Origin of the sequence: Larkinella rosea (assembly GCF_003858635.1) — a bacterium.
GTDB classification, from domain to species: domain Bacteria; phylum Bacteroidota; class Bacteroidia; order Cytophagales; family Spirosomataceae; genus Larkinella; species Larkinella rosea.
Genome location: NZ_RQJO01000008.1, coordinates 728154 through 742096 on the forward strand (window position 1 = coordinate 728154; position 13943 = coordinate 742096).

Genomic DNA, 13943 nt, shown 5'->3' on the forward strand with positions numbered 1-13943 from the left:
GGATGGTTAAATGGTTTTGAAGGGTTGAATGATGATTAAAATTACAGGAAGCCAGTCAACCATTCAAAACCATTCAAATTATTAAACCAAATGATTATTGGTGTCGGGAAAAACCACCAGCGGTTTGTAGGTTCTGGCTTCATCAGTGGTCATCATGCCGTAGGAAATGATGATGATGATGTCGCCGACCTGCGCCCGACGGGCGGCTGCGCCGTTGAGGCAGATGATACCAGAACCCCGTTCACCCTTGATTACATAGGTAATCAGGCGTTCGCCGTTGTTATTGTTGACAATATGAACCTGCTCATTTTCAAGCAATCCGGCGGCATCCATCAGGTCTTCGTCGATGGTGATGCTGCCGACGTAATTCAGTTCAGCCTGCGTCACCCGGACCCGGTGAATTTTGGATTTCATTACGGTAATAAACATAGTTGTAGGGACTGCCCGGTTCAAATGGGCGATCAAAAATAGTGAAAAACCGCCCATCCGTAGCAGTCACCGCAAAAACAGCCCGTGAACGGAGTTAGTTCAGTCCATTTTTGTCATAAAACGAGGTTGTCGATCAGCCGCGTTTTGCCCAGATGAGCGGCAATGCACAGGGCCGTTGCGCCCGGTGCCTGGAGTTGTTCAACGGCCTGAAGCGTGTCGGCGTTGGCGATTTCAAAATATTCCAACCGGAAGGCCGGATGATTCTCTAAGTAACTGACTACGGCGGCTTTAGCGGTTTCGATTGAGCCTTCGTGCCGCAAAATTTCCTGCGCCTTGACCAGCGCCCGGTACAGCGCGGGGGCTTCCTGCCGTTCGTCGGTCGACAGGTTGCGGTTGCGCGACGACATGGCCAAACCGTCGTCTTCCCGGACAATGGGCTGGCGAACCAGTTCCAGCTGAAAGCCCAGATCGCGGATCAGCCGTTTGACGACGGCCACCTGTTGCAGGTCTTTCTGACCGAAATACGCCCGGTCGGGCTGGACGATGTTGAATAACTTGGAAACCACAATGCCGACGCCGTTGAAATGGCCCGGCCGGAAAGCCCCTTCCAGCACGGTTTCCAGTTCGCCAAAATTCAGTTTCAGAACCGGCAGGCTCGGGTACATTTCGGCTACGGAAGGCGCAAAAACCAGATCGCAACCGGCTTCTTCGAGCAATTTGCAATCGGCTTCCAGGGTTTTCGGGTACCGGGCGAGGTCGTCGGGGTTGTTGAATTGGGTCGGATTGACAAAAATGCTGCAAACCGTGAGGTCGTTAGCGGTTTTACTGGCGTCGACCAGCGCCAGGTGGCCCGCGTGCAAAGCCCCCATCGTGGGAACCAGTCCGATCGATTGCCCGGTCCGGCGTTGACTATCAAGTGCTTGTCGTATACCTGCTATGGTTTCGTAGAGTTGCATATCCGAATGTGAGTGATTTTTATCGTCCGTTTGGTGGATTGGCCCGAAGCGCAAGTTCGGCATCCGGTGGTTATTATTGACAAAACAGGAGTTTTTCTGGCGAAATTCTATTGAAATACCAGAAAAAATTGTATAATTTTGCAGATTTTTAATTTAGTCCGCTACGGCGGTGTATTTCACTAAAGCCCCCCAATCGTGTTATGAGCAAACTTCGGATTCTCTACGTTGCCAGTGAAATCAACCCATTTCTGCAGACCTCAGCCGTTGCCGATTTTGTTCGGAAACTGCCTCAGGCGATGCAGGAACGCGGTATGGAAATTCGCATCCTGGTGCCACGTTTCGGGCTGATCAACGAGCGAAAGAACCGGTTACACGAGGTGGTCCGTTTATCGGGGATCAATATTACGGTGGGCGACGAAGAAAAACCGCTGATCATCAAGGTGGCTTCCATTCCCAATGCCAAACTTCAGGTGTATTTTATTGACAATGAAGACTATTTCCAGCGTAAACACGTTTTTCTTGACAAGGACGACCGATTTTACGAAGACAACGACGAGCGGACGATTTTCTTCTGCAAAGGCGTGCTGGAAACCGTGAAAAAATTAGGCTGGTCACCCGATATCGTCCATTGCAATGACTGGATGACGGCCCTGATTCCGCTGTATCTGAAAACCACGTACAAAAACGACCCCATGTTCAAGGATACCAAATCGGTATTCTCGGTTTACAACAGTTCATTTTCCTACCGTTTCGACGACGGCCTGGTTGAAAAAGCCAAAGCAATGGATGTGGACGAAGACATGTTGAAATACCTGAAATCGGCTGATTTCGACGGATTTATCCGGATGGGCTGTACCTATGCCGACATGGTGGTGAAAGCCGATGAAGATTATAGCGAGAGTTTAAATACCATTTTGAATGATTTGTCCGACAAGAAAGTTGAACTTACCGAAGAAGGCCAGGAAGTTGCTGATCAATACTACAATCTCTATACGGAGCTGGCGGGCTAATCGGTCGGTGAACGCCGTTCGGCTCAGTCTGCTGGCCGGAATGGTTGCGCTGGTGTCGGTATTGGTGGCCTGCGAAGAGCCGAAAGACATCGGTTTGCCACCGACTACGGCCATCGGTGTTCTGTATACCGATACGCTGTCTGTCAAAACGTCTACGGTGTTGCTCGACTCGGTGGTGACTGACCGCAACAGTCGCTTGTTTGTGGGGCAGTATAACGACCCGGTTTTTGGAAAAGTGTCGGCCAAAACGTTCGGGCAGTTGTACGTTTCCGGCGGTAGTTTTAAAACCGAAGGCGAAATCGTTTACGATTCCGTTCGGGTGCTGGTGGGCTATTCGTACGTTTACGGCGATACGTCGAAAACGCAGGATATTTACGTTCACCGGCTGACGGAAGACATGGACTCCACCAAACGGTACACGAACACTTCGTCAGTGGCTTATGCCGCAACTCCGCTGACCAAAATTACGCTAAAGCCAACGGCGGCCGGTGGTGCCGGATACGGTCGTTTGCCGGATGCACTGGGGCGTGAACTACTGGAACTTTCGAAAGGCTCCGGCGTTGTTCAGGCCGATTTTCAGAAGGTATTCAAAGGCATTGCCGTGGTTCCGGATGCGGCCAATACGACGGTTTTTGGGTTCTCCAACAACATGTTTGTGGAATTGTATTACCACAAGGCAACAGACTCGACGGCGTTGGGAATTGATTTCTTTACGACCGCCGGTAAACCGTCATTCAGCCAGATCAAGATTGACCGGTCGGCCACGAAACTGGCGGCTCTGAGCCTGACGAATTCGTTACCCGCTTCGGCTACGGGCGGAGAGGTGTTTGTGCAGAGTGCGACGGGTGTGACGACGAGACTGAACTTTCCGACCCTGCTGAATCTGAAAAAAGAAAGCGGCCGGATTGCCATCAACCGGGCTGAGCTGAACCTTTTTGTGAAAGGAAGCAGCCCCGGTGGGCCTATTCCGCCCCTGATGACGCTGGCCCAGACGGACGACAACAACCGGATTTTATACTCGCCCGAAACCGGCACCGCAACCCGGCTGCTGCATCTGGTGCAGGTTCAGGGAGGAACGTTTCAAACCACCAATAAGTGGTATTATCCCCAGGTGGTCGCCTACAGCAGCCGCCCCAAAACCTATACGTTCGACGTAACGACGTACTTGCAGTCGATTCTGATTGGTGTTCAGGCGAATAACAGCCTGGTGTTGTTACCAACCACCAACACTTCGTTGACCACAACGAGCCAGACAACGGGTGCGACGAACTTTCTGGCGCAACCGTACATTAATAATCAGCTAAACGGGGCCATTTTGAATGGACCGATGAATGCCAAACTGGTGGTATTTTATACGTATACGCCCTAAGGTTTTACCCTTCATTGAAGAGCCAGCCCACAATAGGCTGGCTTTTTTGTTTCTGTACTTTTCGGTTAAAAAGCGTGTCAATGAGCGGTTTTGTTGGTATCTTTCCCAGAAAGAAAGTGGTTTCCTGTTAATATTTTAGGAATAAAAGAGCACTTTCTAAACTATTTTAAAAACTGATTGACACAACACCATTTTAATTTCAAAAGCCTATGTGTGGAATTGTCGCTTATGTTGGATACCGTGAGGCCGCTCCGCTGATTCTGAAAGGGTTGAAACGGCTGGAATACCGGGGCTACGATAGCGCGGGAATCGCCCTGCTCGACGCCGAAAAGGCCGACCCGTCCGGATTGAACGTATACAAGAAAAAAGGCAAAGTTGCCGACCTGGAAAATGAACTGACCGGGAAGGCGTTACACGCGAAAGTGGGCATTGGCCACACCCGCTGGGCCACCCACGGCGCTCCAAACGACGTGAATGCGCATCCTCATGAGTCGCACGACCGGAAATTGGCGATCATTCACAACGGAATTATTGAAAATTACGCTGCGATCAAGCAGAATCTGATTCGGAAAGGCCATGTTTTCCGCTCCGAAACCGACTCGGAAGTCCTGATTCAGTTCATTGAAGATATCCGGAAAGAAACCGGTTCGTCGCTCGAAGAAGCTGTCCGGCTGGCTTTGCAGGAAGTGGTGGGCGCCTACGCCATTGTGGTTATTTCGGAAGAAGATCCGACGCAACTCATTGCCGCCCGGAAAGGGAGTCCGCTGGTGATTGGGGTGGGAGAGAACGAGTACTTTTTCGCGTCGGATGCCACGCCGATCATCGAATACACCAAAGATGTGATTTACCTGAACGACCTCGAAATTGCCGTCGTTCGCGCCGGCGAGCTGAAGGTGATCAACCTCGACAATACACAGACCACGCCCTACATTCAGAAAGTGGAATTAGAGCTTGAAGCCATTGAAAAAGGCGGTTTTGAGCATTTCATGCTGAAAGAAATTTTCGAGCAACCCCGCTCCATTGCCGACAGTATGCGCGGCCGCGTCCGGGCCGACGACGGACACCTGCAACTCGGCGGATTGCGCGATTACCTCGATCAACTGGCGGCTTCGAAACGGATTATCATTGTGGGCTGCGGAACGTCCTGGCATGCCGGTCTGGTGGCCGAATACATTTTTGAAGAACTGGCCCGCATTCCGGTCGAGGTGGAATACGCGTCGGAATTTCGCTATCGCAATCCGATTATTGCCGAACGCGATATCGTGATTGCCATTTCGCAGTCGGGCGAGACGGCGGATACGCTGGCGGCCATCGAGCTGGCAAAATCGAAAGGAGCCACGATTTTCGGGGTTTGCAACGTGGTGGGTTCGTCCATTGCGCGCGCGACGCATGCCGGGGCTTATACCCACGCGGGGCCGGAAATAGGGGTGGCCAGCACGAAAGCCTTCACGGCGCAGGTGACGGTTTTAACGCTCATGGCGCTCGCGGCCGCCCACAAAAAAGGCACGATTTCCGATACGGTTTTTCGGCAGCTGCTCGCCGAAATGGAACGGATTCCAACGCTGGTCGACAAGGTGCTGCAAAACGCCGAAAAGGTGAAGGAAATCGCTTACATTTTCACCTACGCCCGGAATTTTATCTACCTGGGCCGGGGATTGAACTTCCCGGTGGCACTGGAAGGTGCCCTGAAGCTGAAGGAAATTTCGTACATCCACGCCGAAGGCTACCCGGCCGCCGAGATGAAACACGGCCCGATCGCGCTCATCGACGAAGACATGCCGGTGGTGGTGATTGCGACCAAAGACAGCTCGTACGAAAAAGTGGTTTCGAACATTCAGGAAGTGAAAGCCCGCAAAGGCCGCGTGATTGCCGTAGTGACCGAAGGTGATACCCAGATTCGGGAAATGGTCGATTTTGTGATCGAAATTCCGAAGGTGCATGACGTGCTGATGCCGCTGGTCTCGGTCATTCCGCTGCAACTGCTGTCGTATTACATCGCCGTGATGCGGGGCCGCAACGTCGATCAGCCGCGAAATCTGGCGAAGTCGGTGACGGTGGAGTAGCGAAATACGGTTTTTTAGGGATAGACCCATACGGTTTTTAAAACGGTACGGGTCTATTTTTATTTACATCCGATGCATTTGATTGCTAACTTGCAGCCCGGTTTCCCTAAAAACCATTTCCACGTATGGCAACGAAAAAAATCATATTTTCCCCCGACGCTCCGGCGCCCATTGGCCCTTACAACCAGGCCGTTATGGTGAACGAGACGTTGTATGTATCCGGTCAGATTGCGCTCGACGTGGCGTCGTCCGGCGATATTCAGGCCGAAACCCGTAAAGTGATGGAAAACATCGGCGCTATTTTGAAAGTGGCCGGTCTCACCTTCGAAAACGTGGTAAAAGCTTCCATTTTTGTGAAAGATCTCACTAATTTCGGCGCAATCAACGAGGTCTACGGCAGCTTTTTTACCGCCGATCCGCCCGCCCGCGAAACCGTGGAAGTGGCGCGTTTGCCGAAAGATGTCAATGTGGAAATCTCCGTTATTGCAGTTCAATAAGGAAGAAGGAGGAAAGGAGGAACGGATGTTACCGTACTTTCCCTTTCCTCCCTTCCTCCTTTTCTCCTTTTATTATGTCTGAAATACGCGTTCGTTTTGCACCCAGCCCCACCGGCCCGCTTCACATCGGCGGAGTGCGGACGGCTCTTTATAATTACCTGTTTGCCCGAAAACACGGCGGGAAAATGCTGCTCCGGATCGAAGATACGGACCAAAACCGCTTCGTGCCCGGTGCCGAAGAGTACATTGTCGAATCCCTGAAGTGGGTCGGCATCGAAATTGATGAAGGTCTGACGAAAGGTGGTCCGGATGCACCCTATCGGCAATCGGAGCGCAAGGCGATTTACCGCGAATACGCCGAACGGCTGGTTTCGGAAGGAAAAGCCTACTATGCGTTCGATACGGCGGAAGAACTGGAAGCGATGCGGAAACGCATGGAAGAAGCAAACGCTCCGGCGGCCCAGTACAATTCCATCACGCGGCTGCAGATGAAAAACTCGCTGACGCTGAAACCGGACGAAGTGAAAACGCTGATCGAGTCGGGCAGTCCGTACGTGATTCGGCTGAAAGTGCCTAAAAAAGAAGATGTCCGGCTGAACGACCTGATTCGTGGCTGGGTGGTGGTGCATTCGTCGCAGATCGACGATAAAGTGCTGCTGAAATCGGACGGTATGCCGACGTATCACCTGGCCAACATTGTTGATGACCATTTGATGGGCATTACGCACGTTATTCGCGGAGAAGAATGGTTGCCGTCGGCTCCGCTGCACGTGTTGCTGTACCGGTTTTTGGGTTGGGAAAGCACCATGCCACAATTTGCGCATTTGCCGCTGTTGCTAAAACCGGATGGCAACGGAAAGCTCAGCAAGCGCGACGCCGATCTGGGCGGTTTTCCGGTTTTTCCGCTCCAATGGAAAGATCCGTTTTCCGATACGGTGGCGCGCGGTTTTCGCGAAGACGGTTATTTGCCAGACGCATTAGTTAATTTTCTGGCCTTTCTGGGCTGGAATCCCGGCACGGAGCAGGAGATGTTCACGATGGATGAACTGATTCAGGCGTTTAGTCTGGAGCAGATCAACAAAGCCGGGGCGCGGTTCGATATTCAGAAAGCGAAGTGGTTCAACCACGAATATTTGCGGCAGCAGCCGAACGAGCAACTCGCCGAAGCGATTGTGCAGCAGGCGGCCGCCGACGGTATTGATTGTTCGCCGGAAAAAGCAGCCAAAATTGCCGGATTGCTGAAAGAACGGGTCAACTTTGCCAATGAGATTTACACCGAGTCCGCGGTTTTTTTCCGGGCACCGCAGAGCTACGATCCGGCGATTGTGTCGGGCAAATGGAACGAGGAAGCTGTTCGGGCTTTGACCGCATTTAAAGATGCATTAACTTCGGTAGCCGAACCGCTGACGGCTGAGCTGGCGAAGGTTACGCTGGCGGAAACGATGACGGCCATCGGTGTGAAACAGGGCAAAATCATGCAGGCACTGCGGCTGGCAATCACCGGCGTCGGCGCCGGGCCGGATCTGATGATCACGCTGGAAATCATCGGCAAACAGGAAACCATTGACCGGTTGCAGAAAGCGACAACAGAGTTATGAGTTAAGAATTATGAGTTAAGAATTATGAAGTAAAATAGCCTGCTTCAGCCTACCGCCGGGCGGCCCCGTTTTAACTCTTAATTCTTAACTCTTAACTAAAAATGGGATGGCAAAGAAAGTCACTAAACCCGAAGACCAACCGAACGAGAAACCGCGGGTTCACAAAGAACTGGAAGGTTTCGACATCAAAATCAACACGTTCGGCGAGATTACGAACAGCTACGATATTGATAAAATCAATGCGTTCCTGAACAAAACCGTTGACGACAAAAAGCTCCGGAACCGCAAGGATCTGAAAGATGGTGAGAAAGGTGAGGAAGGCGAATACGAAGATGGCGAAGAGGAGTAGTTTAATTTCCCCAGAGTTAATCGGTACTATTAATCTGTAATTCATACTTTTCATGCGTTCTCACGAAATTGATTACAAGATCATCGGTGAAGACATTCAGGTCGTCGAAATCGAACTGGACCCGAACGAAACCGTCATCGCCGAAGCCGGAGCCATGCTGTTCATGGAAGATGGTATTCAGTTTGAAACCAAAATGGGCGATGGTTCGCAGGCTACCCAGAGCATTATGGGCAAGCTGTTTCAGGCCGGATCCCGTCTGCTGACGGGTGAGTCGCTGTTCATGACGCACTTTACCAACCGCGGCTACGGCAAACGGAAAGTGGCGTTTGCCGCCCCGTATCCTGGCACCGTTATGCCGATCGATCTGGCCAAAATTTATGGAAATCAGCTGATTGTGCAGAAAGATGCCTTCCTGTGTGCCGCATTGGGAACCCAGATCAACATTCACTTCAACCAGCGGATTGGCAGCGGTTTTTTTGGCGGTGAAGGCTTTATTCTCCAGAAACTCCAGGGCGACGGTCTGGCGTTTATTCACGCCGGGGGCGTGGTGATCGAGCGGCAACTCAATAATGAAACACTGCGGGTCGATACGGGTTGCGTCGTTGGATTTGAGCCCTCGATCGGCTTCGATATTCAGCGTTCAGGCGGTTTGAAATCCATGATTTTTGGTGGAGAAGGCCTGTTTCTGGCAACGTTGCGCGGAACCGGAAAAGTCTGGATTCAGTCGATGCCGATCTCTAAACTGGTCGATCGGCTGTCGCCGGGCGGAGGACAGGCCCGCAAGGAAGGCGGCTCCGTGCTGGGTGGTTTAGGGAATTTATTTGAGGATTAATCGGTTGACTATGATTACGGTGATTGAAATGATGTCATTGATTTAGACAAGAAAATCACATCATTTCAATCACCGTAATCATAGTTCAGATAATAGTTTTATGGAAATCATTTGTGTAAACGACAGCTTTCCGGCGCCGGTTTTGGCGTTTTATGCTGAATTTGGGGTTCAGATTCCTAAAGCGGATCAAATGTACACGGTTCGGATGGTGAAGCGGCATACCAACGGCGAAACCGGCGTACTGCTGAGTGAAATTCAAAACCCGGACGTGCCGGTGCGTCACCCGGTTTTGGGCGAGGTCTGGTTTGAGCCAACCTTTAACATCAACCGGTTTCGAACCTTGCTGGGGCTACCCGTTCGGCAGGAAGAACTGGAAATGATTAACTCATAAGGATTTACGCAGTTGACCGGTTTTCAAAAACCGGCGGAAATTGAATGGCCCGGCACGAAACCGCCGGGCTTTTTCGTTTACTTTTTCAGGTAACTTCTCATCCATCTGTGACAAAATTCCTTTTCGTCTTGTCAGCGGTTTTGCTGGCCGCTTGCGGTAGCCGCGATGCTGACAACTATGTTCCGAAACCCAAAGGCTACAACCGCATCGACCTCCCGGCACACCAGTATCAGGCCTTGAAAGAAGCACACCCGTACACCTTCGAGTATTCCCGACAGGCCCGCATTCTGCCCGATACGTTTCGCGGGGCGCAACCGCACTGGATTTTTATCAATTACCCGGCTTTCAGCGCCAGCGTACAGTTGACGTATCACCCCGTTCAGCACAACGAGAAACGGCTGGCCGGGATGATTGCCGACTCCTACAAGCTCGCAGCCATGCACAACGAAAAGGCGTATGCGTTTAAGGAAGAAGTCGTTCAGCTTCCGAGCGGTTTGAAGGCTGATATGCTCTCGATCACGGGCGAAGTACCGAGCCAGTTGCAGTTTTTTACGACCGACACCACGACCCATTTTCTGCGCGGAGCGGTTTATTTTAACGTCGCCACCCGCAACGATTCACTGGCTCCCGTCATTGACTACCTGCGCAAAGACGTCCTGCATTTGCTCAAAACACTGCGCTGGAAACAGGGGAGCTGATGACGGAAAAACCGCTATCCCGGTAAAGAGAATTATTGCAAAATTTTCATGTATTTCGTATCTTTATAACCCTTTTCGGGAATTAACTCCCTGACATTCACGAATCCCGGCGACGCAAACGCCAGAAGAAAATACGATGAGACGCACAAAATTTAATCCGAATCAATTTCAGATCGACTTTCTGGCTGCGTTTCGGCGTATGCTCGTTAGCTTGGGGGATTCACAGAATTCCCCCGTCAATGAGACGATTTTTGTCAAGTTGAGCGACCAGTGGGAAAATAACCGCCAGCTTCCGGCCGACCTGCTGTTCCACAAAAGCCCGGTTGAAGCCGTCGTATACCGGTTGTCGAAGTCCGACGATCGCTTGCAGTTTCCCGAAGAACTCATTGCGGGTGATTTGCGCGGTGTTCCGGGTTTGACCGGTTTTGCGGCTAAATTCCGTGAGCAGGGCTGGGTCATTCTGCCCAATGAGCTGACCGGTGCCTATAAGCAATTGTATCTGCATATACTGACGGCGACGGTTGGTCTGGAGCATTTATTCACCAACCGCAACGAGTTGTTGGCCGAAGCTGAGCGCGTGGCACTGGCGGCTTTGTTGCCCGAAACCGAAATCCGGAGTTTCTTCGGCGTGCGGCTTTCCCGTTTCCCAGATAGTTTCCGCACGGATGTTTCCAATTATTTCAACCTGCCGTTCGAATACGTTCTGAAACGGGCGCATCAACTGGAAATTATTTCCGATACGGTATTGGAAGGAGCCAAGAATGACTCTTTGCGCCCCGCGCGTCGGACCCAGGTAAAAAAAGTTGCCTGATTTTGACCGGAGTCCCAGAATAGTATAATTATTTAAAGAATATACGGTTTTTGCCAAAACTTTCAGTGCCATTAGTTGCAAATCGCGACGTGGCACTCTTTTTTTGCACAAAAAACTACTAAGTCAATAGATTATGAGTAATAATACTCCGTATAGTCTATCTAAAAAGGTAGTTAGTATCTGTCAATTAATCAGAACTCATGAAAAAACCGGTACCTTCTTCTCCTGTTTGGCTGCGATGTTGCTGATGCAGCTTACTTAGGTTTCTAATCCATCGTTGTCTTCTTCATTCTCTTCTGATTGAAACCAAAAAATTGAAAAAAATCCTATTAAATCTATAGGAATAATAAATTAACACAACCAGTCATCCGCAATGCAACGAATTTTAAAGCTCACTTTGCTCATTGGAGTCCTGTTGACTCCCTTATTTCTATCCGCCCAAAATGCCCCCATTGTCAATGCAACGATTTCCGGGAAAGTGCTCGATGCCCGCAACAATGAACCCCTGATCGGTGCAACGGTTTCGATCAAAGGAACAACCAATGGCGCTGCGACCGACGCAAACGGGGATTTTAATCTGGTTACCGGCCAGAAATTACCTTTTACTCTGGTGGTATCCTTCGTCGGCTACGTCAAAAAAGAAGTGGTGATCAACGAAAGCAAAGTGGAGATTAAGCTGGATGTGAATACAACCCAGTTGGAAGACGTCGTGATTTCCTCGCGTCGTCGTCAGGAATCTGCTCAGGAAGTACCCATTCCTATTTCGGTAATTGGCGGGCAGCGGGCCGAAGACGCCGGTGCATTTACCGTAAACCGTCTCAAGGAACTGGTGCCTTCGGTCCAGTTATATGCTTCCAATGCCCGGAATACAACACTGAACATTCGCGGACTGGGGTCAACGTTCGGATTAACCAACGACGGTGTTGACCCGGGTGTAGGTTTCTACGTAGACGGCGTTTACTACGCACGTCCGGCGGCTACGGCCCTCGATTTTATCGACATCGAGCGCGTGGAGGTTTTACGCGGGCCACAGGGAACACTTTTCGGCAAAAACACCACGGCGGGGGCGTTCAACATCACAACGCGGGCGGCTAGTTTTACGCCCGGTGCCAACTTTGAAGTGAGCTATGGAAACCTGGGTTATGTGCAGGCGAAGGCGTCGCTCACCGGCGGGCTGAGCAAAAAACTAGCTGCCCGGCTTTCGTTTACCGGAACCCAACGGAACGGTACTTTTTTTAATGTTCATACGCAATTACCGATCAACAATATCAACAACATTGGCGTAAGAGGTCAGATTTTATATACGCCGAGCGAAAATGTAAACATCACCGTGATCGGGGATATTTCGGATCAAAAACCGACGGGCTACGGCTGGCCGGTGGCGGGCGTGGTCACGACCCAGCGGGCGGCCTACCGCCAGTTCAATGCCATCATCGCGGACTTAGGCTATAAACTTCCCTACCAGAGCGCCTTTGAACGTAAATTGGATCTGGACACGCCTTCCAAAGCCGATAACCAGTTGGGCGGTGTTTCGGTCAATGCCGATATTAAAATCGGCAACGGAACGCTGACGAGCACATCTGCCTGGCGTTACTGGGTGTGGACACCCTTGAATGACCGCGATTACATCGGTTTGCCCGTCTTTACGATCTCTTCCGGAAACTCCAAGCATAACCAGTATTCGCAGGAAATTCGGTATTCCGGTAAAGTTTCTTCCAAGCTGAGCGGGGTAGTTGGCTTATTTGGACTCTGGCAGGACCTGACCTCAGACCCGGTGCAGACGGAAGAGGCCGGTTCTGCCCAATGGCGGTTTGCCCAAAGCTCCACCAGTGCTTTGTGGAAAACGCCCGGTTTATTCGATAACTTCGGTATCCGGACCACCAACGAAATAAAAAGCACCAGTTTGGCCATTTTTGCACAGGCAGACTGGACCATCACCGACAAACTGCATCTTTTACCCGGTGTGCGCTACAATTACGACAAAAAGGTGGTTGATTACAGCCGGGTGACCTATGGCGGTTTGCAAACCACGGATGCGGCCCTGATCGCCCTCAAAAACGGGGTGTATACCAATCAGGCGTTTAACACGAATTATGCGAAAGGAAATTTCTCCGGCCAATTGTCATTGCAATACAAAGCCACTGCTAACTTTAATGCGTACGCAACGTATTCCGTGGGTTATAAGCCAATCGGTGTAAACGTGGGCGGTTTGCCAACCGCGAATGGACAAATTCTGCTTGATCTGGCCAATGTGAAACCCGAATATGTGGATCACAAAGAGTTCGGTATCAAAACCAAACCGTCGGGCAATTCGGTGTTGAACCTGACGTTCTATCGTTCGGACATCAAAGATTATCAAACGCAGGTACAAACGCCGGAACCGGGTGTAAACCGGGGGTATTTGGCCAATGCCGAAAAAGTAAGGGTACAGGGCGCCGAAATTGACGGGAACATCCGCTTTACCAACCTGGTCCTGAATGCCGCCGTGGCCTATACGGATGGTAAATACGTGAGTTTTGTCAATGCGCCGGTGCCTCTGGAAGAAGTCGGTGGTGCGCAGGCTTTCAAGGACGTTTCGGGCGGAAGACTACCGGGCATTTCTAAATGGTCGGGCTCGGTGGGGGGTGAAGTGACCGCTAAGGGGACACTGGTTAGTCTCAAAGGGAATTATTTTCTGGGCATCGATGAATTTTTCCGGTCGGAGTTCTCTTCCAGTCCATCACCTTCAAAATACCTGAATATTGATGGCTACGGATTGACCAACGCACGGCTGGGTTTCAGAGCTTCCAACGGGCTGACGTTCTTCGTATGGTCAAGAAACCTCTTCAATAAAAACTATTACGAGCAACTGCTGGCGGCTCCCGGCAGCTACGGACAATATGCCGGGATCGTGGGCGATCAACGCACCTACGGTATAACGCTGCGGTACTCATACTAATA

13 protein-coding genes are annotated in these 13943 nt (G+C 51.1%); 11 read left to right on the forward strand and 2 right to left on the reverse strand.

Translation table 11 applies throughout. The features are described 5' to 3' along the window. Positions 1–81: 81 nt before the first annotated feature. Both panD and panC read right to left on the reverse strand, forming a co-directional pair. On the reverse strand, positions 82–429 hold the full coding sequence (gene panD, locus EHT25_RS11785; protein WP_124874669.1) for an aspartate 1-decarboxylase: 348 nt from the start codon (positions 427–429) through the stop codon (positions 82–84). Positions 430–542: 113 nt separating this feature from the next. Then, positions 543–1385 (reverse strand): pantoate--beta-alanine ligase, encoded by an 843-nt coding sequence (gene panC / locus EHT25_RS11790; RefSeq protein ID WP_124874671.1) that lies wholly within the window; start codon positions 1383–1385, stop codon positions 543–545. A 200-nt stretch (positions 1386–1585) separates the two neighbouring features. Between panC and EHT25_RS11795 the strand changes: the two genes are divergently transcribed. The 11 genes from EHT25_RS11795 to EHT25_RS11845 all read left to right on the forward strand — a co-directional run bounded on the left by EHT25_RS11795 (position 1586) and on the right by EHT25_RS11845 (position 13941). Beyond that, positions 1586–2395, forward strand: a complete 810-nt coding sequence (locus EHT25_RS11795; protein WP_124874673.1) for a glycogen/starch synthase — start codon at positions 1586–1588, stop codon at positions 2393–2395. A gap of 7 nt (positions 2396–2402) precedes the next feature. Beyond that, entirely contained in the window at positions 2403–3764 is a 1362-nt protein-coding gene (locus EHT25_RS11800; RefSeq protein ID WP_185731339.1) for a DUF4270 family protein, read from the forward strand. Positions 3765–3973: 209 nt separating this feature from the next. Continuing rightward, positions 3974–5827: a glutamine--fructose-6-phosphate transaminase (isomerizing) gene (gene glmS, locus EHT25_RS11805; protein WP_124874677.1), complete on the forward strand. Its 1854-nt coding sequence runs from the start codon at positions 3974–3976 to the stop codon at positions 5825–5827. Between the two features lie 125 nt (positions 5828–5952). Further along, entirely contained in the window at positions 5953–6324 is a 372-nt protein-coding gene (locus tag EHT25_RS11810; protein ID WP_124874679.1) for a Rid family detoxifying hydrolase, read from the forward strand. A 74-nt stretch (positions 6325–6398) separates the two neighbouring features. Beyond that, entirely contained in the window at positions 6399–7922 is a 1524-nt protein-coding gene (gene gltX / locus EHT25_RS11815; RefSeq protein ID WP_124874681.1) for a glutamate--tRNA ligase, read from the forward strand. 106 nt (positions 7923–8028) lie between these two features. Further along, entirely contained in the window at positions 8029–8271 is a 243-nt protein-coding gene (locus EHT25_RS11820) for a hypothetical protein (protein WP_124874683.1), read from the forward strand. A 52-nt stretch (positions 8272–8323) separates the two neighbouring features. After that, entirely contained in the window at positions 8324–9103 is a 780-nt protein-coding gene (locus EHT25_RS11825) for a TIGR00266 family protein (protein ID WP_124874685.1), read from the forward strand. Between the two features lie 100 nt (positions 9104–9203). After that, positions 9204–9494, forward strand: coding sequence for a hypothetical protein (locus EHT25_RS11830; RefSeq protein WP_124874687.1), 291 nt, complete (start codon positions 9204–9206; stop codon positions 9492–9494). Positions 9495–9601: 107 nt separating this feature from the next. Beyond that, positions 9602–10192, forward strand: coding sequence for a gliding motility lipoprotein GldD (gene gldD, locus EHT25_RS11835; RefSeq protein ID WP_229311501.1), 591 nt, complete (start codon positions 9602–9604; stop codon positions 10190–10192). Positions 10193–10328: 136 nt separating this feature from the next. After that, complete coding sequence (locus tag EHT25_RS11840; protein WP_124874691.1) at positions 10329–11003, forward strand: hypothetical protein; 675 nt, start codon at positions 10329–10331, stop codon at positions 11001–11003. A gap of 373 nt (positions 11004–11376) precedes the next feature. Then, positions 11377–13941: a TonB-dependent receptor gene (locus EHT25_RS11845; protein ID WP_124874693.1), complete on the forward strand. Its 2565-nt coding sequence runs from the start codon at positions 11377–11379 to the stop codon at positions 13939–13941. Positions 13942–13943 lie beyond the last annotated feature (2 nt).